Origin of the sequence: Mycobacterium sp., assembly GCF_035506235.1 — a bacterium.
GTDB lineage: Bacteria > Actinomycetota > Actinomycetes > Mycobacteriales > Mycobacteriaceae > Mycobacterium.
The window spans coordinates 16357-39836 of record NZ_DATJPU010000111.1 but is presented as its reverse complement, the minus strand read 5'-3'; the positions used below and the strand labels follow the sequence as shown (position 1 = coordinate 39836).

Annotated in this window: 17 protein-coding genes and 2 pseudogenes; 10 read left to right on the top strand and 9 right to left on the bottom strand. The window is 64.4% G+C overall.

Annotated elements, in window-relative coordinates; genetic code table 11:
- Positions 1-140, bottom strand: a pseudogene (locus tag VMD50_RS10375) (VOC family protein); the annotation flags it as partial.
- A 385-nt stretch (positions 141-525) separates the two neighbouring features.
- On the opposite strand from VMD50_RS10375, the gene VMD50_RS10370 reads away from it, so the two are divergent.
- Together VMD50_RS10370 and VMD50_RS10365 are read left to right on the top strand one after the other, a co-directional pair.
- On the top strand, positions 526-984 hold the full coding sequence (locus tag VMD50_RS10370; RefSeq protein ID WP_325427453.1) for an MmpS family transport accessory protein: 459 nt from the start codon (positions 526-528) through the stop codon (positions 982-984).
- A complete protein-coding gene (locus VMD50_RS10365) occupies positions 981-3914 on the top strand; it encodes an MMPL/RND family transporter (RefSeq protein ID WP_325427451.1) in 2934 nt (977 codons plus the stop codon). Before VMD50_RS10370 ends, VMD50_RS10365 begins: the two co-directional genes overlap by 4 nt.
- 21 nt (positions 3915-3935) lie before the next feature.
- On the opposite strand, the gene VMD50_RS10360 is transcribed toward VMD50_RS10365, so the two are convergent.
- The 5 genes and pseudogenes from VMD50_RS10360 to VMD50_RS10340 form a co-directional block, all read right to left on the bottom strand.
- Positions 3936-4244 (bottom strand): hypothetical protein, encoded by a 309-nt coding sequence (locus VMD50_RS10360; RefSeq protein ID WP_325427449.1) that lies wholly within the window; start codon positions 4242-4244, stop codon positions 3936-3938.
- Between the two features lie 403 nt (positions 4245-4647).
- A pseudogene (locus VMD50_RS10355) lies at positions 4648-4812 on the bottom strand (globin family protein); the annotation flags it as partial.
- 162 nt (positions 4813-4974) lie between these two features.
- The gene (locus tag VMD50_RS10350; RefSeq protein WP_325427447.1) at positions 4975-5772 is read right to left on the bottom strand and encodes a slipin family protein; all 798 of its coding nucleotides are present in this window, start codon (positions 5770-5772) and stop codon (positions 4975-4977) included.
- 12 nt (positions 5773-5784) lie between these two features.
- Positions 5785-6405, bottom strand: coding sequence for a hypothetical protein (locus tag VMD50_RS10345; protein WP_325427445.1), 621 nt, complete (start codon positions 6403-6405; stop codon positions 5785-5787).
- 3 nt (positions 6406-6408) lie between these two features.
- Positions 6409-8757, bottom strand: coding sequence for a nitric-oxide reductase large subunit (locus VMD50_RS10340; protein ID WP_325427443.1), 2349 nt, complete (start codon positions 8755-8757; stop codon positions 6409-6411).
- Positions 8758-9380: 623 nt separating this feature from the next.
- On the opposite strand from VMD50_RS10340, the gene VMD50_RS10335 reads away from it, so the two are divergent.
- From VMD50_RS10335 to VMD50_RS10320, 4 genes are all read left to right on the top strand, one after another.
- Positions 9381-10715: an NAD(P)/FAD-dependent oxidoreductase gene (locus VMD50_RS10335; protein WP_414686040.1), complete on the top strand. Its 1335-nt coding sequence runs from the start codon at positions 9381-9383 to the stop codon at positions 10713-10715.
- Positions 10716-10805: 90 nt separating this feature from the next.
- On the top strand, positions 10806-11870 hold the full coding sequence (locus tag VMD50_RS10330) for a 3-hydroxyacyl-CoA dehydrogenase (RefSeq protein WP_325427439.1): 1065 nt from the start codon (positions 10806-10808) through the stop codon (positions 11868-11870).
- A gap of 13 nt (positions 11871-11883) precedes the next feature.
- The gene (locus VMD50_RS10325; RefSeq protein WP_325427437.1) at positions 11884-12852 is read left to right on the top strand and encodes a 3-hydroxyacyl-CoA dehydrogenase NAD-binding domain-containing protein; all 969 of its coding nucleotides are present in this window, start codon (positions 11884-11886) and stop codon (positions 12850-12852) included.
- Positions 12853-12900: 48 nt separating this feature from the next.
- Entirely contained in the window at positions 12901-14442 is a 1542-nt protein-coding gene (locus VMD50_RS10320) for a CoA transferase (RefSeq protein ID WP_325427435.1), read from the top strand.
- A gap of 26 nt (positions 14443-14468) precedes the next feature.
- Here VMD50_RS10320 and VMD50_RS10315 read toward each other — a convergent pair whose 3' ends face one another.
- The gene (locus VMD50_RS10315; protein WP_325427433.1) at positions 14469-17942 is read right to left on the bottom strand and encodes a GAF domain-containing protein; all 3474 of its coding nucleotides are present in this window, start codon (positions 17940-17942) and stop codon (positions 14469-14471) included.
- 290 nt (positions 17943-18232) lie between these two features.
- Here VMD50_RS10315 and VMD50_RS10310 point away from each other — a divergent pair, with 290 nt between their 5' ends.
- Positions 18233-19777 carry an adenylate/guanylate cyclase domain-containing protein gene (locus VMD50_RS10310; protein WP_325427431.1) on the top strand — a complete coding sequence of 515 codons (1545 nt, stop codon included), beginning with the start codon at positions 18233-18235 and terminating at the stop codon, positions 19775-19777.
- A 183-nt stretch (positions 19778-19960) separates the two neighbouring features.
- Here VMD50_RS10310 and VMD50_RS10305 read toward each other — a convergent pair whose 3' ends face one another.
- Together VMD50_RS10305 and VMD50_RS10300 are read right to left on the bottom strand one after the other, a co-directional pair.
- Positions 19961-20308 carry a DoxX family protein gene (locus tag VMD50_RS10305; RefSeq protein ID WP_325427429.1) on the bottom strand — a complete coding sequence of 116 codons (348 nt, stop codon included), beginning with the start codon at positions 20306-20308 and terminating at the stop codon, positions 19961-19963.
- A gap of 24 nt (positions 20309-20332) precedes the next feature.
- Positions 20333-21025, bottom strand: a complete 693-nt coding sequence (locus VMD50_RS10300) for a VOC family protein (RefSeq protein ID WP_325427427.1) — start codon at positions 21023-21025, stop codon at positions 20333-20335.
- Positions 21026-21116: 91 nt separating this feature from the next.
- On the opposite strand from VMD50_RS10300, the gene VMD50_RS10295 reads away from it, so the two are divergent.
- The 3 genes from VMD50_RS10295 to VMD50_RS10285 all read left to right on the top strand — a co-directional run bounded on the left by VMD50_RS10295 (position 21117) and on the right by VMD50_RS10285 (position 23404).
- Complete coding sequence (locus VMD50_RS10295) at positions 21117-21773, top strand: TetR/AcrR family transcriptional regulator (RefSeq protein WP_325427425.1); 657 nt, start codon at positions 21117-21119, stop codon at positions 21771-21773.
- A gap of 2 nt (positions 21774-21775) precedes the next feature.
- A complete protein-coding gene (locus tag VMD50_RS10290) occupies positions 21776-22414 on the top strand; it encodes a polysaccharide deacetylase family protein (RefSeq protein ID WP_325427423.1) in 639 nt (212 codons plus the stop codon).
- Between the two features lie 135 nt (positions 22415-22549).
- Positions 22550-23404 (top strand): alpha/beta fold hydrolase, encoded by an 855-nt coding sequence (locus VMD50_RS10285; protein ID WP_325427421.1) that lies wholly within the window; start codon positions 22550-22552, stop codon positions 23402-23404.
- Positions 23405-23480: the final 76 nt, after the last annotated feature.

Genomic DNA, 23480 nt, shown 5'->3' with positions numbered 1-23480 from the left:
AGGTCCGGCTTCTCGAATTCCAGCCAGACGACGTCGTGGACCTTGATCACCGGGTTGGCCGAGCGGCCCGGGTGCTCACCCGGCAGCGCGCCCTGCTCGCTGTGCAGCCCGTTGTGCGAGCCGATCAGTTGGTCAGTCATTGCTCGCTCCTAGTACAGACTCGATGGACGGCATGATGCTCCTTCCCTGAAAGGGTTTGATGACAAGGCTTTTCGCAGCACGCGCTTAGCGGACCGCATTCGCCACTAAGCATGCCGCCGGCGCGAGGGCCTGTCGTTGCCGCTGACGGCAATCGGCATACCCTGCTAGCGGGTATTCGCGGTGCTGACGAATCGTCACCGTTGTGTTGGATGACAGTGGAATTCACTTCTCGACGAGCGTCGACTTGTTGCTGCCAATTGCTTTTTAGCGGTTTACTATGCACACACAACCGAATCCTGAAGATCCAGGAAGGGTCCAGGGACCCGCCTTGGACGCTTGCCTCCAATTTTGCGCAGACGGTGAACGGTCCGGAGGAGGATCGGCATGAGCGCCAGACCCACGAGACGAGGTAACAAACGGGTCCTTGGTAAGCTTTGGCGGCCCATCGTCATTCTCGCCGTCCTCGCGGTCGTCGCCTACGGCGTCAACACCGTCCGGGGCAACAACGAGAGCATCAGCCATCCGGCCACGACAAGCTCCCTTCCGGCCACCGTCGTCCAGATCAATCCCAAGAACGTCACCTACGAGGCGTACGGCACCCTCGGCGGCGGCGGCAAGGTGGTCTACGCCAACTTGGACAGCCAGCCGATCGAAGTCCGGCTGACCGCGCTGCCCTGGTCAGTTTCAGAGACGACGATGTCGCCCTCGGCGACGTTGAGCCTCGTGATGCAGGTTGACGGGGATTCGGCCGGGTGTCGCATCCTCGTCGACGGCCAGGTGCGCGACGAGCACGTCGTCTCCCACCAGAGCGCCGCCGTCGCGTGCACGGTGACCGCGGCATGAACGAGCAAGCGCCGGAGCCGCCGACCGTCCCCATCAAGACGGAGGAAGAAGTCAAGCGTCCCCGCGCCGCGAGGCTGATCCGCCAGTTCGCGGTGCCGATCGTCGTGTTCTGGGTGCTGCTGGGTATCGCGGTGAACGTGTTCGTGCCCTCCATCGAGGAGAACACCAAGGCCAACGCGAAGGCACTGGTGCCGCGGGATTCCCCGTCGTCGCAGGCCGCGCTCGTCCAGGGCAGCGCGTTCCGCGAATCCGACTACACCAGTGCGGTCGTCATCCTGTTCGAAACGCAGGGCCGCAAGCTCGACGACCAGGACCACAAGTACTACAACGAGGTGGTCCGCCGCCTTCGCAACGACAAACAGCACGTGCAGTCGCTGCTGGACCTCTGGGGCAAGCCGGTGACGAAATCGGGTCAGCAGAGCGCCGACGCCGAGGCCGCCACGCTGACCGTCCGCCCCACGGGAGACACCGGTGACGCCACCTCGAGCCGGTCGATCGAGGCCATCCGCGACATCGTGGCGAAGGTGCCGAAGCCGCACGGCCTCACCACTTATGTCAGCGGACCGGCCGCACTCAACACCGATACGCTCGCCGCGGCCGATGACAGCATGTTCACGCTGACCATCGTGTCGGTGATCGTCATCATCGTCATGCTGCTGCTCGCCTACCGCTCGGTCGCCCGAGCCCTCATCCCGCTGGTTGGTGTGCTCCTCATCCTGGCGACGGCGCGCGGCGTCGTCTCGTTCCTCGTCGGGCTGCACGTCCTCGGCATCTCGTCCTTCGCGATGAACATGCTCGTAGCTCTGGTCCTGGGCGTGGCCACCGACTACGGCATCTTCTTCATCGGCCGATACAACGAAGCGCGCCGGGCGGGACACGACAAGGAATCCGCCTACTACGAATCGGTCGCCAACACGTCGCACGTCATCCTGGGCTCGGGCCTGGCGATCTCCGGGTCGACCCTTTGCCTGAGCCTGACGAAACTGAACTACTTCCGCACCCTGGGGCCGCCCTGCTTCGTGGGGATGGTCGTCGCCGTCGTCGCCGCCCTCACCCTCGGCCCCGCAATGCTCGCACTGGGCGGCCACATCAAATGGTTGCAGCGGATCAGCCCGACGAGCCCGATGTGGCGCAGGCTGGGCACCGCCATCACACGGTGGCCGGCCGCGTTCATCTTCATCGCTCTCCTCGTCGTCCCATTCTGCGTCATGAATCTCGCCACCTACAAGGTGAGCTACAACGACCGAGACTTCGCGCCCGCGACCGTCGAGTCCGTCGAAGGCTACGCGGCCTCGGACCGGCACTTCCCGAAGAGCCAGTTGTCCGTCGACAGCCTCTACGTCAGCGCGGATCACGACATGCGCAATACGACGGACCTGATCACCTTGGACCGGATCGCCAAGACCGTGCTGCGGGTTCCGGGTATCTCGATGGTGCAGGGCATCACCCGGCCCAACGCCCGGCCCCTGGAGCACGCCTCGCTTCCCTTCTCCATGGGCTCGATGGGAACGAAGATCGGTGAGAACCTCGCGTTCTTCAAGGATCGGGTCGCCGAGATCGACACGACGGCCGACCACATGGGCAGACTGATCGAGGAGACCACCCAGCTGGAACAGCTCACCGGCCGGCTGGAAGATCTCACCAGCCAGCTGACCGTCGGCACCCACCTGTCGCGCGAGGCGACGGAGCGAATGCGCGCGATCACCGACGAAGCGCGAGACAATCTCGCGAACGTCGACGACTTCTTCAGGCCGCTGCGCAGCTACCTCTATTGGGAGAGGCACTGCTATGACATCCCGATCTGCTGGGCCCTCCGGTCGCTGAACGAAACGATCGACAACGTCGACCAGGTGAGCGAACAGCTTGGCAACCTGGTGAAGGGTCTGGCCATCATCGACACGGTCACTCCCCAGATGGTGCCCGCGATGCACGCCATGGCCGAACACATGGGAACGATGGTCAAGGAAATGCGAGCGATGCAGTCGCTGACGTTGGCGACGCAAAGCACGCTGCACGCCATGATTCCGCAGATGGAAGTCATGATTCATCCGATGATCGACATGGCGCAGGCATTCGACAATGCGAAAAACGACGACTTCTTCTTTCTGCCGCCAGAGTCGCTCGAAACGGAGAATTTCAAGGTCGGTCTCGACTTCTTCATGACTCCTGACGGAAAAGGCGCGCGTTTCATGGTTTTCCACGATGGCGAGGCCATGAGCCCGGCAGGCATTCAGCAGACGAGGAATGCAACGGCCGCCGCGCACGAAGCCATCAAACAAACGGCGCTGTCGAATGCGAAATTGGACATGGCCGGCGCCGCGCCGACCTACCGTGACGTCGAAGACTTCTCCCACAACGACCTCATCCTCATGATGCTGGCGACGTTCGGCCTGGTGTTCGTCATCGTCCTGGTCATCACCAGGGCACTCGTCGGGTCCATATTGGTGCTCTTCATCGTCGTGCTCTCGTTCGCCGGTTCACTGGGATTGGCATCGCTGATCTGGGAGACGTTCCTGGGCATACAACTGCACTGGCTGAACATTCCCATCGCGTTCATCGTGCTCGTGGGGGTGGGTTGCGACTACAACCTGCTGCTGCTTTCCCGGTACCGGGAAGAGCTCGACGCCGGCGTCAAGACCGGGATGATCCGTGCGATAGCGGGTTCGCTGAGCGTGGCGGTCACGGCCGCCCTGGTCCTTGCCGGCACGATGCTCGCGCTTCTGTCCAGCGACGTGAAGAACATCGGTCAGGCCGGGTCGACCATCGCCATCGGGTTGGTCTTCGACATGTTCATCATGCGGCTGTGCCTGGTGATGCCGCTTGCCCGGTTGCTCGGCCCCTGGTTCTGGTGGCCACAACGAGTGCTCAGCCGACCTCGAGCCGACAGGTCCACGGCCGGTGTTGCCCCGGCCGCCGTTCCGCCGCTGTGACGCAACCGCCGGGTCAACGGCTCAGAGGGGCCGGAAACACATGCACTGTTCGATCGACTTGAAATTCTGGCCGCAGTAGATGCACCGCATGCGGCCGGAGCGGGCGATCCTGACCACCGCGGCCCGCACCCACTTGCGGTAGTGGAGTGTGCACACCGACTGATGACCACCGCAGGGCTTGTGGCGCGGCGCGAGCCAGCTCGCCGGCCGCTGACAGCCGTACGTGCTTTCACGACGCACCGGCTCGCCCCACGACGACACCACCGCCTCGAACGACGGCGTGACGGCGTCCGCCGTCTCGTGGTCACGGGTCTCGCCGCGCGCGGTCATGCCGGCCCGTATACCCTCCGACGCCCGGGGTAATCGCGGAGCAGGAATCATTTCGCGCGGGCAAGACGGTTCCGTCCACCTGCTCCAAGGCACGGCGCGGGGCTGTCTCGGTCGAGTTCACCGGCCGCGTCATCGCTTGTCTAGCTTGCCAATTCGCCCATCACGGCAGCGCGGTGCCGGCCGGGATCGGGTGGCCACTCAGCCGCCGTTGGCGTGTAGCGACGTGTAAGACATTGGGCGGGCCGGGTCCACCATCGCCATCGGGCTGGTTTTCACCATGCTCGTCATGCGGCTGTGATTGGTGATGCCACTCGCCCGGTCGCTGGGCCCGTGGTTCTGGTGGCCGCATAGGGTGCGTACTCGCCCGAGACCTGGCATCCGTGCAACTGCCCGGCGGCTGATGTTACTGCATGGCCCAGGCAATGCGGGCACCTTGAATTTTCGCGCGCTCAGCAATCGGGCCCCGGAACATCTCATCGATGGTGTTGTTCCGTGTGGCCAGCCAGCGAACAAAATGACGAACGTTCAGCGGACTGCGTTGACGCAGGTATCGATGTGCACGCAACGCGGGAAGAGGGAATTCGGTTCGATCCACCCTTCGGGACGGGATCGGCGCTGCATCCCGACGGGCCTTGCAAAACCGCTGTGGCCCACCATCATTGATCACATCAGGATCGTCGCCGGGCGTGCCCGAGCGCCCGCACATCTTGACAGACCGATCTGAGTGGCCTCAGCGTCCGTCGCTCATCGTGCCGGCGATGTCTCGCAACACCTCTGGGTGCCTCAAGAACGGTGTGATGATGTCGACCGGTAGGGGGAACACCACCGTCGAATTCTGATCCGCTCCTAACTCTAGAAGTGTTTGCAGATAGCGTAATTGCAGTGATGCCGGGCTCTTCGACAGGGTCTCAGCGGCTTCCCGCAGCTCCTCGGATGCTTGTAGCTCGCCACGGGCGTTGATGACTTTGGCTCGGCGTTCCCGTTCGGCTTCGGCTTCGCGGGCCATCGCTCGCTGCATCGACTCTGGGATCTCGACATCTTTGATCTCGACAACCTGCACACGGATACCCCAAGGTTCGGTCTGTTTTTCGATGATCGTGCGCAGATCGCTGTTGAGGTCTTCGCGGTGTGCCAGCAACGTGTCAAGGTCGGCCCGGCCGAGCAGTGAACGCAGCGTCGTCTGCGCGATCTGGGAGGTCGCGATCGCGTAGTTTTCTACCGCCAGGATCGCTTTCAGCGGGTCCATCACCTGGAACATGACGACCGCGTTCACGCGAGCCGGCACGTTGTCACGGGTTATCACCTCCTGTGGCGGAATGGTCAGCGTCACCAGCCGCTGGTCGACCCGAACCATCTTGTCTGCCAGCGGGATCAGGACGCAGAGCCCGGGATGATACAGCGGGCGCACATGGCCCATCCGAAACACCACTCCGCGTTCATATTCGCGCAATACCGCCAGCGATACAAATGCCAGCACCACGAGCGCCACAGTCACCACTGCGACGATGCCGATTAGCACTCCGGCCATGACTGTCGTCCCCTACTCGCCTTCCTTATCTTGCCAACCTCCCCACCGAGTGGAATAGCGGTCGATCGCGGCGGCCACTTGGTCTTCGACCGCTGTGCGGTGCGGCAGGTGGTCCGGCGCATTGGACGGGGTGTTCCACAGGTGCCGCGCGAGGGGCAGTCCGAGCAGGACGACGATCAGCGCGGTGCCGGACAGCACCAGTACCTCGGTTACCGAGTGACTGGCGATCAGTGTGGCCAATGGCAGCACAACCCCGAAAGCGGCGACACAGCAGGCGATCCCGCGGTGGAACCGCCCGGCATCCGAATGTGGCCACGGGTCGACCTCGCGGCTGATCTCGCGGCCGTGCTCCGATGTCGTGCACTGGGCTTTGACCGGGCAGCTGTTGCACACTACGGGCGATGCGCGATATCGCATCACACGATGCTTGGGGTCGAAAGAGGTCGGCCATAGCCAGTGATCCTGTGGGCACACCCAGGCGTCATGATCGGGCCGATAGACGAATTGTCCAGTGCGCCACCGTGCGGCACGCACCGAGGCATGGCGTGCCATCACATCGAAACACCACCCAATGAGCAGCAGGGCCAAACTATATCCTGCGATCAGCCAGACCGATGCAGCCGGCGGCGCCATCGGTCAGTTCTCCGCGACGGAATCGGCCGTCGCCTCCGGCCGACCCGGGGTGACGGACTCGGTGTAGAGCGGATGGTCTGGCATCTCCTGAACGGTGGAACCCGAGCGGAAATTTCGCAACGCGGTCCAGGCGATCCAGACGAACGGCAACACACCGCCGACGATGAGAATCAGATCACCGGGCATCCGCAACCATTCGATCACCGCGTTGCCGGGCTTGGTGATGTAGCCCAGCGACCGCGCCTCGAAGTAGCCGTCGCTGACCGAGTGGTAGAGCTGGAGCACACCCAGAGGCAGCAGGGAGACGAACACCATCCATGCGAGGCCGATGTTCATGCACCAGAAGGATATTCGCGCCCATTTCTCCGGCCATTTGTCGGCCGGGATCACGTAGCGGAACGCGAACATGGCCAAGCCGACGGCGAGCATGCCGTATACGCCCATCATCGCGCCGTGCGCGTGGTTGGCGGTCAGTGCGGTCCCGATCTGGTAGTAGGACACCACCGGCAGGTTGATCAGGAACCCGAAGATGCCTGCGCCTAGGAAGTTCCAGAACCCCACGGCGACGAGAAACATCACCGCCCAGCGATGCGGGAAGGGCTTGCTGGTTCCGGACTGTTGGCGCGACCCCAGCTGCAAGAAAGCCCACGCCTCGACGGTCAGGAAGGTGAGCGGAATGACTTCGGCCGCCGAGAAGAACGCCCCCAACGCCATGTGCTCCACCGGGGTGCCCGAAAAGTACAAGTGATGCATGGTGCCGATGACGCCGCCCGCGGAGTAGAGGATGATGTCCAGGAAGATCACACCCAGCGCGACTCGTTCGCGCACCACGCCTAGCAGCACGAACATGTAGGCCACCATGACGGTGGTGAACAGTTCGAGGAAGTCCTCCACCCACAAGTGCACCACCCAGAACCGCCAGAAGTCGGCGACGGTGTAGTGGGTGCCGCTGCCGGCCAGCAGACCGACTGCGTAGAAGGCCGGAATCGCCAGTCCTGAAAAGAAGAACACCCATGGCATGTTCATCTTCGGTTCGCCTTTGAGCCTGGCGCGCATCCCGCGCCAGATTATGGCGATCCACACAAACAAGCCGACGATCAGCAGGACCTGCCACAGCCGGGGCAGGTCGAGGTACTCCCACTGCTGGGACAGCAGCGTGTGCTGGGGGATCACGCCGTAAATGGACAGCGCCTCGCAAATCAGGGAGCCAAACACCACCACCGCGACCGCACCCAACAGCACGTACGCCAGCAGCGCCTGACGGCGCGGCTCGCGACGGGAGATGAACGGGACGAGGAAGATGCCGCCCCCCAGAAACGCCGCCACGGTCCAAAACAGCGCCAGCTGAAGGTGCCACGTACGGGCCAAGTTGTACGGAAGCACCCTGGCCAGGTCAAGGCCAAAGAAGTTCGACAAATCGGCCCGGTAGTGCTCGGCGGCAGCGCCCAAAAGCGTTTGCGCCAGAAACAGCACAGACACGATCGCAAAGAACCAGATCGTGGCCCGCTGCGCCGGCGTCAAGCTAACTTCGCCGGGCTGGCGGAACGACAGCGTCGACGTCTCGGCGCCATGCCACCCGATCTTTTGGCTCCAGCGCCCATAAACCGCGAACATGACCCCGATACCACCCAGCAGCGCGATAAGCGACAGCGCCGACCACACGATCACGGGTGCGGTCGGACCGTTGTCGACTCGCGGCTCGGCCGGCCAGTTATTGGTGTAACTGTATTTGTGCCCGGGGCGTTCGGCCGCCCCAGCCCAGGCCGTCCAAGCGAAGAACGCCGTCAAGTCGCGGATCTGTACCTTGTCGGTGATCATGTGCGGCAGCAGACCGTATTTGGTGGAGTTCTCACCGAAGTAGGCGGCGTAATAGTCCTGGATGTGGTCGAAAGCCGCGGCTTGCCGGTCAGTGAAGACCAGGGTCCGGGTGGCGGGGTCAAACCGGTTGGTGCGGAACTCGGTGACGACCCGGCCGTGCGGGTCGGCTACGCCCAGCGCTCGCAATTGACCGGCAACGTCATCGGTGGCCATCCGCAGGTATTCGGCGGTGTAGTCGGGTCCCAGGTAGGCGCCGTGGCCCAGCACCGACCCATACTCCATGAGTCCGCGGGCCTGGTAAAGCTCTTGGCCGCGACTGATGTCGTCGCCGGTGAATAGCGTCTGCCCCGCTTCGTTGACGACCCTGTCCGGCAACGGCATCGATGCCGAGTAGGTGCGGTAGGCCAGGACACCCATTACCAGAAAACCGAAGATCATCACCAAGGCGACACCTTGAAGCCATGCCCTTCCAATCAACGGTTGTGGCGACGACTGATCGGACTGCGGTGATGACGCGGAGTGCGGAGCGGACATAATGACGGCCTCTTTCGCGAAAGGGCGTATTTCTGAATCTTTCACACTCGACGAAGACACACTACTCGGATTCGCCATTTTTGAGAACTACCTGTATCTGCCGGCTAAATTTGCTGCGCTACACTAACTTCCACAACGCCGCAAGAGCTAAGCCACAGCGGGTGACCTCTATGCCACAGCTGTGGCTCTAGCTTCGCCGACTAAGGCGGCAGAGTAAGAAAAACGCCGTTGTCCCAACACACTTCCGAGCAAGCCGTTGATCTGTTGACCTGGCGCAACGAAGGGTGATCCGGAGCCGTCGTATCGCTCTTCACTACGTGATCTTGTCGGGCGGCGTGCACGACCGGCCGCTGATCCATGACACCGACCACGGCGTCCACTCACCCGTGCCGACGCCTAGGCAGCTTCATGCTCTGAAATCACCATCCACTTCCCGTTAGCGGTACGCCCGTCGGGCGGTTTTCCGTAGGCGGATATGGGTGTCAGCGGTGAGGCGTTTACGCCTAAGGCACTCGATGCTTGAAAGCATGGACTGCGGTTAGCGAGTGCGGACGAGTTCGTCCGGCGTGCGCCCTTGGTCTGTTCCACGACGGGTGCGCCTAATGGCAGCAAGAGGAGGCGAAGTGGCAGAGGAACAATGGCATCGCGTTGTCGTGATCGGTTCCGGGTTCGGCGGGCTGACCGCTGTCAAGGCGTTGAAGCACGCGCCCGTCGACGTCACAATGATCGCCCGGACCCAGCACCACCTGTTCCAGCCGCTGCTGTACCAAGTCGCGACGGGCATCATCTCCGAGGGCGAAATCGCCCCTGCCACCCGGGTGATCCTGCGGAAGCAGAAGAACGCCAAGGTGTTGCTGGGCGACGTCGTGCGCATCGACCTCGAAGGCCGCTATGTGGACTCTGAGGTGCTCGGCCATCGCTACACGATCGAGTACGACACGTTGATCGTCGCGGCAGGGGCGGGCCAATCCTATTTCGGCAACGACCATTTCGCCGAGTTCGCGCCCGGCATGAAGACCATCGACGATGCGCTGGAGTTGCGTGGCCGCATCCTCGGGGCCTTCGAGCAGGCCGAGCTCACCAGCGATCCCGCGCTCCGACAGAAGCTGTTGACCTTCACCGTCGTGGGTGCGGGTCCTACAGGTGTGGAGATGGCGGGCCAGATCGCCGAATTGGCCCACGACACGCTGAAAGGCTCGTTTCGCAACATCGACTCCGCCGAGTCGCGGGTTATCCTGCTCGACGCCTCCCCTGCGGTGCTGTCGCCGATGGGCCCCGCGCTCGGCAAGAAGGCCCAGAACCGGCTGGAGAAGATGGGCGTCGAGATTCAGCTGGGCACGATGGTCAGGGACGTTGACGCAAATGGTCTGACAGTCAAGGACTCTGACGGGAATACCCGACGCATTGAATCGCAATGCAAGGTGTGGTCCGCGGGCGTGTCGGCCAGCCCGTTGGGCAAAGACCTCGCCGACCAGTCCGCGGTTGAGGTCGACCGTGCCGGCCGCGTCAAGGTGTTGCCGGATTTGTCGATTCCGGGCTATCCGAACGTGTTCGTGATCGGCGACATGGCGTACGTGGACGGGGTGCCCGGCATGGCCCAAGGCGCGATCCAGGGTGCCAAGTACGTGGCTAAGGCGATCAAGGCAGAGCTCAAGGGCGCCGATCCCGCCGAACGCAAGCCGTTCAAGTACTTCGACAAGGGATCGATGTCGACGGTGTCGCGGTTCTCGGCAGTTGCCAAGATCGGCCCGGTTGAGTTCGGCGGGTTCATCGCCTGGCTGGCCTGGCTGCTCCTGCACTTGGTGTACCTGGTGGGTTTCAAAAGCAGGACCACCACGCTGATCTCGTGGATCGTGACGTTCCTGAGCACGCATCGCGGCCAGCTCACGATCACCGAGCAGCAGGCCACCGCCAGTATCAGTGTTGAACAGTTGGAGGAGATCGTTGCCGCGTCGTAACGCGAACAGGTGGCGAGATACGAAAAGCCCTGCGCCGCTATTGGCTTCCCGCTAGCAGGAGTGCCCGTTGGCGGTTTCCGGCAATCGAGGATGGGCGCCAGCGTTGAGGAATTTTTGAGTACGGACGTCGAGCTTGAGGAGGACGGGATGCAATCGCGCGGCTCAGAGCGGCATCCGACGGCCGCCATGTCAACCCACTCAGTATTGGAGTTAGCGCACATGGACAGTGCACAAATGCAGGCACCAGAAGCCGTGCCCGCCGAAAAGCCCACAGTGGGCCATTTATTCCTTCTCGTGCTCAGCAACAACCATGTGGTCTCGATGAACTCGGACGGTTCCGACCGCAAGGTCATCGTCACCGACTGCAGACACCCCGATGGCATCGCGGTCGACGTCGCGGCGGGACACATCTACTGGACAAATATGGGGGACCCGACGACGAACGACGGCTCCATCGAGCGAGCCGACCTCGACGGACAGAACCGCCAGACGATCGTTCCCCGTGGCGCCACGTTCACGCCCAAGCAAATCCAGCTTGAAGAAAAGAGCGGAAAGCTCTACTGGTGTGACCGCGAGGGCATGCGCCTGATGCGCGCCAATCTCGACGGTTCGAACATCGAGACCATTGTGGACACGAGCCAGGGCGACCCACGGCCGGGGCCCGATGCCACGAAATGGTGCGTGGGCGTGGCCGTCGATGTCGAGGGCGACAAGGTCTACTGGACGCAAAAAGGTTCCGACAACGCAGGCGAGGGCCGCCTTTACCGCGCCGGCATCGACATTCCCCCGGGACAGACGGCGGCTGATCGAACAGACATCGAAGTTCTGTACGACGGGCTTCCCGAGCCGATCGATCTGGAGCTCGATCTCGACAATCGCGTCATGTACTGGACCGATAGGGGTGACCCGCCGCGTGGCAACACGGTGAACCGCGCGCCGATGGATTCGGGCGCGAACGGCCGCCCCGCTCCGGAGATCCTCTTCACGCACTTGATGGAAGGCATCGGCATCGCCCTCGACTTGAAGGGCGACCGCATGTTCATCACCGACCTCGGAGGCAGTCTCGTTTCGGCCAAGCTCGACGGATCGGATCAGAAGGTCCTGCTCGTCGCACAGGGAAACCTCAGCGGCGTCGCCTATTCGGAAACCGCCTAAAGGAACCAAAATCATGTCATTCGATAAAGAAATTCGCCGTGTTGCCGTCGTCGGGACCGGAGTGATCGGCGCAAGCTGGGCAGCGCAATATCTGGCACGCGGGCTGGAGGTCGTGGCGACCGACCCCGCTCCGAACGCGGAGGCCAATCTGCGCAAGTATGTCGACGCGGCGTGGGAACAGCTGGAAGAAATCGGCCTGTCGCCTGGCGCATCGCGCGACCGTCTCAGCTTCACGGAAGACTCGAAGCAGGCGCTGGCAAACGCCGACTTCGTCCAGGAAAACGGACCCGAGCGACCCGACTTCAAAGTGAAGTTCTTCGCGGACTTGGATGAGGCGGCGCCCGTCGATTCGATCATCGCCTCGAGCTCGTCCGGCATAACGCCGAGCGTCATGCAATCGGCCTGCAAGCACCCCGAACGCGTCATCGTCGGCCACCCGTTCAATCCGCCGCACATCATTCCACTGGTGGAAGTGGTGGGCGGTACCAAGACGTCGCCCGAGGCCGTCCGGCGAGCCATCCGTTTCTACGCGTCGATCGGGAAGAAGCCGATCCATCTGCACAAGGAGATTCCCGGGCACGTGGCCAACCGGCTGCAAGCGGCGCTTTACAAAGAGATGCTCTATCTCATCGAACAAGACGTGCTCAGCGTCGAGGACACCGACATCGCGGTCAACTACGGACCCGGGCTTCGGTGGGGCGTCATGGGCCAAAGCCTGCAATGGCATTTGGGCGGTGGACCGGCCGGCATCGAACACTTCATGGAACATCTCATGGAGCCGCTTACCGCAGGAATGAAGAACCTCGGTGACCCCGCAGTGACTCCCGAACTCAAGCAAATCATCGTTGACGGCGTGCTGCGCGAAGCCGCGGGACGCCCCGTCGACGAGCTCGCCCGAGAAGAGAACGAGGTAATCATCGGGCTTCTCAAGTTGCGAGCGAATGCCGCGAGCAGGACGGAGAAGAAAGCCGGCGCCGCGTAAGGCGACCGTGCAGGCCAAAACGGCAACCACTAAAAGAAGGAAACCGGCGTGAGTACCGCAATCACGAATGGAGCCGCCCGTATTCGAGGGAATGCCGGCAAGTCTCGTTTGACAACAGCACTCGAATCGGTGCTCAAGAACCCCGCGACTTCACCGGAGTTCGATTTGCTGGCGCACACCAACGACGTGCTCAGCGACGTCGGATTGAGTGCCGCGGACAGCGGAGGGCGCCTGTCGTTCTATGGGCAAGACCCCATCGTCCCCAGCCCGCATCGGTTCGGCGCAATGGCCGCGATCGGCCTGGCCGCGAAGTCCGTCGCCGCCGCGGCCCTGTGGCGAGAGAGCACCGGGGAAGGACAGGACATCCACGTCGACGTCCGCAAAGCGCTCCGCCGCTTCGCCGGTTTCTTCGAGGGGAAATGGGAGACGATAAACGGACGTCCCCCTTCGATGGGCGGATTTGCCAACAACGCATTCCTCGAAATTCCGCCCTTCCGTAAAACCCGCGATGGCCGGCACGTGATGGCGTTGGACTTCTATCCCAAGTTGAAGACGGACACGCTTAAGTTCCTCAGATGCACCGACAGCCTTGAATCGATCGAGAACGCGATCCTGCAATGGCGGGCAGCGGATTTGGAGGCGGCAGCGGCCGAACACGGTCTGGTGCTTGGGATGGTGCGAACTCTCGACGAGTTTCTCAATGAGCCGCAATACATAGAAGTCCTCTCGACGATGCCTTTGATCACCGTGGAAAAGATCGGTGAAAGCGATCCCATGCCCTTCAAGAAGGGCGCAAAGAACCCGTTGGACGGCATCCGCGCTTTCGGATTGGGCCATGTGATTGCGGGAGGGGCGATCGGCCGGGATCTCGCCATGTACGGCGCGGACGTCCTCAACATCTGGCGGCCAAACGACACCGAGCTCGATGCCTTCGCCTGGGACGTGCAGGTCGGCATGCGCTCCACCATCTTGGACAACTCCACGCAAGATCGCGCCAGGTTCGACCACCTGCTGAAACACGCAGACGTTTTCTTTGCTAACAAGCGCCCCGGTTATCTGGAACGACACGGTCTTACTGCCGAAGAGCTATGCGCGATGCGGCCGGGACTGGTCCATGCGAAGGTCGTCCTCCATGGCGAAACTGGCCCGTGGTCCAACCGCCCCGGCTTCGATGAGATCGGTGCCGCGGTATCGGGCGTCTTCTGCATCGAAGGCACGCCCGCCACCCCCAAAACACCTGCGATCATTCCCATTTGCGACAACGTGGTGGGCTGGCTCGGCACGGTCGGTGTGCTCGAGGCTCTGCGCCGGCGCGCGCAGGAGGGCGGCAGCTATCGAGTCGTCGTCTCTCTGACCCGGACCGTGCTCTGGCTGCTTTCGCTCGGCATTTTCGATAAGGCGTATGCCGCAGCTACCGCCGGATCCTGCGAAAAGCACACCTATGTCGCTCCCGACCTGTTCACGGCCGAGACTCCGCTCGGCACCTACCAGGGGATGACGGACCAGGTGGTCATGTCACGGACCAAGGAGTCGTACCGAATGGTCATGGCGCCGCGCGGTTCCTCGAAGCCGCAATGGCTCGAATCGTGAGTGGGTAAGCCCCTCGGCGTCCACGCTCATCGGCCGACGGTGCTGTTCGGGATAGTGATGTCGAACGTGGTCCCGCCTCCGGGGGGACTGGCGACCCGCATCCGCCCGCCCAGCACTTCGATGCGGTCCTTGAGGCCGATGAGCCCGGAGCCCTTGCGCGAGTTGGCCCCACCGATTCCGTCGTCCGAGATGAGCAGGACCAGGTCTTCGTCGGTCGTGTAAGCCAACACCTTCACCTCGGAGGCCTGAGCGTGCTTGGCGGCGTTGGTGAGTGCCTCGGCGACGACGTAGTAGGCAGCGACCTCCACGGAGTCGGGTAACGGGTGCTCGATGGCGACGTCCAGGCTGACTGGGACGGACGACCGCCGGGCCAGCGTCTTGAACCCGGCGGCCAGCCCCCCTGTCGAGAGGATTGCCGGGTGAATGCCGCGCGCGATCTCCTGAAGCTCCTGGAACACTTCAGTCAATCCCGAAACAGACTGCGACAGTTCATTTTTCAGGTCAGCGCAGTCCGGTGGCACCAAGTCCTCGGCGATGCGAAGCTTTAGTCCCAGCGAGACCAGACGCTGCTGGGCCCCGTCGTGAATGTCGCGTTCCAGCCGACGGCGGGCGTCGTCGGCGGCGGCGACGATCCGTGCGCGCGAGGCGATCAGCTCCTCGCGGGTGGTGGCGGCTGCGATCGCGGACGCGACCAGCTCGGCGAACTCGGCGATGCGTCCCTCGGTATCCGGCGGCAGGGGGTCGGCTTGGCCGGCGGCGACAACGGCTATTCCCCATAACCGCTCGTCCACCACGATGGGGGCCCCGATGCGCGACCGGAAACCCAATTCGCGAACGCGCTCGGCGATCGAGCCCGTGGCGCCCTCCCAGCTGTCCATCCGCGCCGCACTTCGGGTGCGTAACACCATGGCAGAGACGTCGTCGCCCTCGGTGGAGAGGCGTTCACCGACCACCAGGTGCGGCACCCCGCGTGCCCCGTGCGAAGCGACGACGACGATGTAGGCACCGTCGTCCTCGAAACGGAGCACCTCGGCGCTGCCCACGTCCAGACAACCGGCCATCTCCTCGGCTACCGCCGAGAACACCTCCGACTGGCTGACCCCGCGCGCGACCAGGGTGGCAACACGCCGCAACGCGGCTTGCTGCCTGGCCAGCACGCTGAGGTTGTCGGCGAGCTCACGCAGGCTGTCGCGACTCGCCTGCAACTCGGATCTGGTGGCAGCGTTAGCGATCGAGGTTCCCACCAGGTCGGCGAAATCGGCCATGCGCGCTTCGGTGTCGGGCGGCAGCGGACCGGTTCGCGACGCCACGCCGGCCGAGCCCCAGACGTGGCCCCCGACGAAAATGGGCACGCCGACCAGGGATTGGATGCCGAGTGCTCGGATCAGCGCGGCCGTCTCCCCGGCCGCGTGCTCGTGGCTGTCCATGCGAGCCGGCCGGCCGGTGCGCTGGATCATCGGGGCCACGTGGTCGCCCGCCATGGGTAACCGCGTGCCCACGGGCGGTGGAGTCGGCAGGTCTTGCTCGACGCTTCCGATGGCCTCGATGACGAGGGAATCCCCCTCGAAGCGGATCACTGTTGCGTTGAAGGCATCTAGACAGCCGGCCATCTCCTCGGCCACCGCGTTGAACACAGTCGCGGGCTCCGCCTCGCGCGCAACCAGTTCCGCCACCCGACGCAGCGCCGTTTGCTGGCGAGCGAGCTGGCTCAGGCTGTCGCGGCTGGTCTGCAGTTCGGCTCGGGTTACGGCGTTCGCGATCGAGGTGGCCACCAGGTCGGCGAAATCGGCCATGCGCCCTTCGGTCTCAGGCGGCAGGGGGTTCGCCCGCGACGCGACCGCAAGCACGCCCCATAGATGTGAGCCGACAACGATGGGGACACCAACGACGGATTCCAGTCCGCCTTCACGGATGCGTGCGGCCCATGTGCCCGAAGCGTTCTCGTAGCCATCGATTCGCGCCGGCCGACCCTCCTGCCGAACCATCGCCGCGATGTTGTCCCCGTCCATCACGAACCGCTCCCCCACCACCGGAAGGTTCGGCATCTCGGGGTCAGCGCGCGCGATGGCCTCGACGATCGTCGCATCGGCCTCGTAGCGGACCACGGTCGCGTTGTCGACATCGAGGATGCCGGCCATCTCCTCCGCGACCGCGTGGAACACTTCGGCAGGCTGCGCCTCACGCGCGACCAGTTCTGCCACCCGGCGCAATGCCGACTGCCGTCGAGCCAGCTCGCTCAGGCCGTCCCGGCTGGTCTGGAGTGCAAACCTGGTGGCGGCGTTGGCGATTGAGGTCCCCACCAGATCGGCGAAGTCCGCGATGCGCCCCTCGGTGTCTGCGGGCAATGGACCGGTGCGCGAAAGCACGACAACAGCCCCCCACAGGTGTGCGCCGACGACGATGGGGACACCGACCGCGGCTTGCGCACCGACCTCGCGCGCACGGGCAGTCGCCGAACCGGTCGCATCCTCGAAGGTGTCCATCCTTGCTGGACGGCCGGTGCTTCGAACCATCCCGACAACGTGGTCGCCCTCCATGGGGAACCGCTCCCCGACCGCCGGCTTGTTCGGCATGTCGGGGTCCAGTCGAGCAACCGCCTCGACGGCCATCGCGTCATCTTCGTAGCGGATAACCAGCGCGTTGAAGATGTCCAAGCAGTCTGCCATCTCTTGCGCCACCGCGTTGAACACGTCCCCCGGCTCCGCTTCGCGCGCAACGAGTTCCGCGACGTGGCGCAACGCCGTCTGGTGTCGGGCGAGCTCGCGCAAGCTGTCGCGGCTGGAATTCAGCTGTTCACGGGCCGCCGCATTGGCGATCGCGGTCGCCACGAGATCGGCGAAGTCGGCGATGCCCACCTCGGTATCGGCCGGCAGGGGGTCCCCCCGGGAGGCCACCGCGGCCACGCCCCAAAGCTGTTCCCCGACCGTGATCGGTACGGCGACCATGGATTTCACGCCCATCTCGCGGAGACGTGCGGCCGAAGCACCCGCCGCGTGCTCGTGGCTGTCGATCCGAGCGGGCCGCCCGGTGCGCCGAACGATCGCAGCGGCGTGGTCGCCGTCCAGCGGGAACCGCTCACCGACCACCGGCGGATTCGGCAGGTCAGTCTCCGGACGCCCGAGCGCCGCAATGACGATGTCGTCGCCTTCATAGCGACCGACCGTCGCGTTGTAGACGTCCAGGATATTGGCCATCTCCTCGGCCACCGCGTTGAACACCTCGGCGGGCTCCGCCTCGCGGGCGACCAGTTCCGCCACCCGGCGCAACGCGGTCTGATGCCGGGCGAGCTGACGCAGGCGATCGCGGCTGGCACGCAGACGCTCCTGGCTGGCCTCCAGTTGCTCGCCCGTCGCGGTGTTGGCGACTTTCTCGCGGTCGCGGGCGGCGGTGGCCGCCACGCCGGCCACGAAGTTGCCCACCAGGGCCACGCACATCAGAACCGCGTAGACAATGCCGATCGGGTCCTCGGGTTCCACTTGCTTGAGGAGAACGACCAGCACGGCCTCGACCATCAGAAACCCAGCCGCGAGGGTGAGCGAAAACCCGGGCGCCGGAAGTGCCCGGGGCCAAACCAACGCGGTTAGGGGCGCAACCTTTGACGTGCGGGAAGGGCGCCGACGCCTGGGCGACATCTGTTCAGTATGTATCGTTCGTACGTTCAGCAAAGCCCCCACCGTTGCTTTTTTGAACTCGGGATATCGCGCGGCGACGGAATTGGCGGCGTCGTATGCCCGCGCGCGATGCCGGAGATGTGGTGACGGCTACCGCCCGGCAGCAGTACGCTCATCCGGTGGCGGAAACGTCGTACGCACCCTGCGGCGATTTGAGCCTTGCGTATCAAGTGTTCGGCGACGGGCCCATCGAGCTCGTCTTCATCCCGCCGTTCGTCAGCCACGTCGAGCTGTTCTGGACGCTGCCCGAATACAAGGCGTTCTTCGAGCGTCTCGGCACCTTCTGCCGCGTCGCGATGTTCGATAAGGCCGGGGTCGGTTTGTCCGACCCGGTCCCGAAGGTTCGCTCGGTGGACGATCGAGCGGCAGAAATTGGGGCCGTCATGGACGCCGTTGGCTTCGAAAAGGCCGCCCTCCTCGCTTTGAGCGAGGGCGGCCCGGCCGCGATCGTCTGGGCGGCACGCCGACCGGAGCGAACCCGGGCGTTGATCCTTCATGGCACGTACGCCTACTTGGGCGGTATCGAATGGGACGACCTAGATCGCAGCCCGGCTGAAGTCCGGGCGCGTATCCTCCACGAGCTGGGTGAGAAGTACACGCCGTCGACGCAGCAGATCGAACGCTGGCAGGAATTCGGCGACGCTGCGCGCTCGGATTGGGGCGACGGTAGAGCGGTCAAGTGTCTGGTGCCGTCGGTTCGGTCAATTCGCCAGCTCGGAATGATGGAGCGGATGTGCGCGAGCCCGGGAATGGCACGGGCGACCGTCGAAGCGTCGTTCGGCATCGACGTGCGGCCGATCCTGCCGACCCTCGCCGTCCCAACGCTCATCATCCACGCCCGCGGAGACCCCGGGGTTCCCGTGCAGGATGGCCGATACCTCGCCGACCACATCTCCGGGGCGCAGCTGCTCGAGGTCGGGGGCGTGGACCATGCGCCGTGGTTCACCGAGCCCGAACGGACCACGACGGCGATCGAGGAGTTCCTCACCGGCAGCCATGCAGCGCCGCCACGGTCACGTCGCGCCCTGCGCACCGTGTTGTTCACCGACATGGTCGCCTCGACACAGCACGCCGCGGCGGCGGGCGACGAACAGTGGCGTGCGGTCCTGCAGCGCTTCGATGAGGTCATGCGCGAACTCACCCAGCGGTTCGACGGCACCGTCGTCAAGAGCACCGGTGACGGCCACCTCGCCACGTTCGACGGCCCGACGCAGGCCATCCGCTGCGCCGAGGCGTTGCGCGTTGACGCCGAGACACTGGGCATCCGAATCCGCTGCGGCATCCACACGGGCGAGTGCGAACTGCTCGACGGGGACATAGCCGGAATGGCGGTACATGTCGCCGCGCGGATCCTCGAGCAGGCCGGCGCCGGCGAAATCCTCGTCTCACGCACCGTGCGTGACCTTGTCATCGGCTCGGGCACGGGGTTTGACGACCGCGGCAGCGTGGAGCTGCGAGGCGTGCCCGGCACTTGGCAACTGCTGGCGGTCGACCGGCGCGGTGCGCGGGCGGGAACGGCTGAGGCTGCACTGGCGTCAATGCCTACCCCCGGCCCTCGCACCGCGATGCGCCGGTCGGACCACGCCGTGGAGGTCGTGGCGAGGCGGACACCGTGGATCCTGCGCGGGGTGGCTCGGCTGACCCCGGGTGTCGACCGCAAATGAACCGAATACGTTGAGCCGCAACACGCTTACACCCGTCGAGCCGTGCGGAATACCGACAATCACAAAGTGACGCCGGGTAGCCGGACGGGCATTGGTCTTGGAACCTGGAATGCCCTTCGCGGAAGGCGACATGTCGCGATCGTGGATCGGTAAACGGCTGGGCCACGAGTGGCCGCAACATGTCTACCGGACCAGGGCGAGCGGCAGCAGGGCGATGGCCGCCAGTCCGGTGATCATCGCCGGAAGGGCGGCGGCTTTGTCCCGAGCCCTGAGGTGGGCGCCGAGGGCGCCGACCATCAGCAGGCACACTGCCGTGGCCGTCACGATGGTGAGCGGCTTGACCACGATTCCGGCCAGCAGACCCACCGCGGCGAAGATTTCGGCGATACCGATGAGGTGGCTGAGCCGGGGACTGATCCCTAGATGTTCGGCATTGCTGCGTGCGGTGGCCGAGTCGAGGATCTTCATGATCCCGGTGACCGCGAACAACGCGGCCAGCAGAACGGACAACATGACAGTGGCAATGTGCATCGGGTGACTCCTGGGTGTCGCGCGCTAGTCGAGTCGGACCGGCGGGTCGGGTTGGCTGGCCATCTTCCACACCACGTCGTCGGCAGTGGCCAGAATCTGTTGATAAACCTCGTCGGGGTAGGGAATGTGCGGCTTGGCCGGATCGTATGCCGGCTGAGGAACCGCTGTTGTCTCCTGCCGACTGAAAGGCGCTGGATTGCAGTATTTTTCGAGCTCTCCGGCGCTGATGCCGTTGATCTCGACCACCTCGGGGTCGATCCAGGCGCGCGGATCGATCGCCGCGCCGGTGGCCAACTCCAACAGGAGCCCTTCGGGCCCGGCGAGATACAGAGACTGGCAGAAGCCGTGGTCGATCGGACCGATGGCGGGGACTTCGCGACTACGAATGCGGTCACGCATCGCCAGCAATTCGTCGAAGCTGCCGACGTGCAGCGCCACGTGCTGCATGGCGCCTGAGGCAACCGGGCCGGTGGGATCGGCCGCGTGAGTGATGCCTAGTTCCCGGGCGTCCGGGTTGCCAGGGTGAAACACGAACGCGATGTAGCACGACGGGTTGAGTTCGACGAAGGCGTGCCAGACCCCTTCCGCCCCGTGCATCCGGTACAGCGCGCGCAGCGGGCAACCCAAAACATCAGTGAAGAAAGCGATCTGGCTTTTCATGTCGCGGGTGGCAATGGCCAGGTGATCCACACCGCTGGGATGGATCGCAGCGGTCATAGCGCGGGAACTCCTTCGTTCGGCTCCGGGATGTTGATGACAATCAACCACATATGTTGATGGTTGTCAACATGTGCGCTACGGTGGAGGCGTGACTGGCAACAAGCGGCCGGGCCGCCCGCCCGCCGCGGAGGCACCCGCCTCCCTCACTGACATTTTCTCGGCGGCACTACGGGTGTTCTCGGAGAAGGGATTCGACGGCACGTCCGTCGGCTCGCTCAACCGCGAACTCGGGGGCAGCCATAACCTGGTGCATCGGCGCTTCGGATCCAAGGAGGCGCTTTGGTATGCCACTGTGGACTGGGCTTTCGGCCAGATCGCGGACGAACTAAGCGAATATGACGGGCTGGCCGCGCCGGACGCCCTGGCCGCCGTGCGGGCCATGGTGCTGCGCTTCCTGGAGGTGCATGCCAAACACCCGGAGATCCTTCGCCTCGTCGCCGTGGAAGGAGCCGCCCACAGCCCGCGGCTGACGTATCTGTACGAAGCCCATATCGCGCCGCTGCATGCCCGGTTGACCGCCCCCTTGAAGCCCCTGGTCGACCAAGGGGTGCTGAGCGAGGTCGATGTGCGAAGCCTGCACTTCTTGATCGCGCACGGCGCCACCGCGCCGTTCAGCCTGGTGCCGTTCGCCCGCATGCTCGACCCGACGGGCCCGCTGGATCCCAAAGCGGTGCGCGCGCACGCCGAGTTCGTCGCCGACCTGGTCGTTGCCGGGCTGCGCGCCCGCGGAGCCGGGAACGGATAGCGATGCGAGTCACTCTCAGCTTCGACAACGGCCCCAGTGCCACCACGAGCGAGGTGCTCGATGTGCTGAACGCCTACGGCATTCGGTCCACCTTCTTCGTGGTCGGGCAGCAACTGATGCAACCCGGGGCGCGCGCGTTGGCGGAACATGCTGTCGCCGAGGGGCATTGGATCGGCAACCACACCCTGACCCATTCGATTCAGTTCGGCGATCAGGACGACGCCGAGGTGGCCGCCCGCGAAATCGGTGATACTCAGGAGCTCATTGGCGGACTGGGCCACGCGGACAAGCTCTTTCGGCCCGCCGGCGGCGGTGGAATTCTTGACAGACGCCTATTCAGTCCAGCGGCGATCGAGTACCTTCAGAAAAACAGATACACCTGTGTGCTATGGAGCTGCGTGCCACACGACTGGGACCAGCCCGACACCTGGGTGCAGCGCTGCCTGTCCGAAGTCGCCACCCAGCCCTGGAGCGTCGTGGTTGTGCACGACCTTCCCACGGGAGCGATGTCGCACCTGCCGGAGCTGCTTGACGGACTCGACACCCTCGGGGCCGAGATCCTCCAGGAATTCCCCGACTCTTGCGTCCCTATCCGCAACGGCGTGCCGACGGGTCCTCTCGAACACCTCACCCGGGCGTGAGGGGCGCCGCGCGTTCCGGGTTACAGGTGGCCGGGGGGCCCGCGTCGGGCTAGCAGCAATGAAAGTCGTTCGCTGGCAGGCGATTCTGAAAGACGCGGCAAAGCGCGCAACGCCGCACACATCAGGGGAGCTGCTATGCACAAGCCGAAATCGGAACCATCGGGATTCGTAGCGGCGTCCGACGGGACGCTGGTGCACTTCGTCGAACTGGACCTGCATTCGGACGCCTTGCGCACCGAGGTGAATGACCCCGTCGTGCTCATTCACGGCCTCGGGTGCAGCTGGCACCACTGGTCACGCCAGATCGGCTGGATCGCGCATGCCCGGCGAGTGGTGGCCGTGGATGTGCGCGGCGGCGGAGGCAAGACGCGCTGGACCCGCCCGGGCTGGACCACGGCCAACATGGCGGCCGACATCTATTCCGTGGTAACCCAATTGGGCCTGCACCGCCCCGCGGTCGTCGGCTGTAGCATGGGTGGGACGATCGCGCTGCAATATGCGCTGGACTATCCCACCGACCTGAGCCGGCTGGTCGTTCTGGCCTCGTTCGCCGGCCTGCCCGAGGAGATGGCCCACACCGTCGCCGACCAGAGCACCTACATCAAGTCGCATACCCTCCGCGAGATCGCCGAGGAGCGAGTGGGGGCGGCGTTCACCGTGAGCGCCGATCGGGGCGTGCGGGCCTGGATGGTGGACATGATCGCCGGCGGCGACAAGGAGGGCTACCAAAGCCAGGCCGAAACCACGTTCGCCTTCGACGTCCGCGGTCGTCTCGGCGAGATCGCCGCGCCGACAACGATCATCCACGGCGACAAGGACGCTACCGTGCCCGTCGCCCGCGGCGAGGAAATCGCCAAGGGGATCCCGGGCGCCACACTGCACGTCTTGAGCGGCGAAGGCCATTTCGCCAACGTCCAAGCGCCCGAGAAGGTCAACCCGCTGCTGGCCGACGCGCTCGGAATCCCCGGGGACCTGGTGCCCAAGTGGTAGGCGCTCCGGAAGAGCGGCTCGCGGCGTGGATTGCCGAGTTCTACTCCCGCGACCCGCAATTCGCGGCCGCCCGGCC

What these genes read in the sequence shown, in the direction of transcription:
- VMD50_RS10325 (WP_325427437.1), top strand. Translation starts at nt 11,884, where the DNA reads ATGTCATTCGATAAAGAAATTCGCCGTGTTGCCGTCGTCGGGACCGGA.
- VMD50_RS10370 (WP_325427453.1), top strand. Translation starts at nt 526, where the DNA reads ATGAGCGCCAGACCCACGAGACGAGGTAACAAACGGGTCCTTGGTAAG.
- VMD50_RS10290 (WP_325427423.1), top strand. Translation starts at nt 21,776, where the DNA reads ATGCGAGTCACTCTCAGCTTCGACAACGGCCCCAGTGCCACCACGAGC.
- VMD50_RS10300 (WP_325427427.1), bottom strand. Translation starts at nt 21,025, where the DNA reads ATGACCGCTGCGATCCATCCCAGCGGTGTGGATCACCTGGCCATTGCC.
- VMD50_RS10360 (WP_325427449.1), bottom strand. Translation starts at nt 4,244, where the DNA reads ATGACCGCGCGCGGCGAGACCCGTGACCACGAGACGGCGGACGCCGTC.
- VMD50_RS10350 (WP_325427447.1), bottom strand. Translation starts at nt 5,772, where the DNA reads ATGGCCGGAGTGCTAATCGGCATCGTCGCAGTGGTGACTGTGGCGCTC.
- VMD50_RS10340 (WP_325427443.1), bottom strand. Translation starts at nt 8,757, where the DNA reads ATGTCCGCTCCGCACTCCGCGTCATCACCGCAGTCCGATCAGTCGTCG.
- VMD50_RS10365 (WP_325427451.1), top strand. Translation starts at nt 981, where the DNA reads ATGAACGAGCAAGCGCCGGAGCCGCCGACCGTCCCCATCAAGACGGAG.
- VMD50_RS10345 (WP_325427445.1), bottom strand. Translation starts at nt 6,405, where the DNA reads ATGGCGCCGCCGGCTGCATCGGTCTGGCTGATCGCAGGATATAGTTTG.
- VMD50_RS10330 (WP_325427439.1), top strand. Translation starts at nt 10,806, where the DNA reads ATGGGCGCCAGCGTTGAGGAATTTTTGAGTACGGACGTCGAGCTTGAG.
- VMD50_RS10285 (WP_325427421.1), top strand. Translation starts at nt 22,550, where the DNA reads ATGCACAAGCCGAAATCGGAACCATCGGGATTCGTAGCGGCGTCCGAC.
- VMD50_RS10305 (WP_325427429.1), bottom strand. Translation starts at nt 20,308, where the DNA reads ATGCACATTGCCACTGTCATGTTGTCCGTTCTGCTGGCCGCGTTGTTC.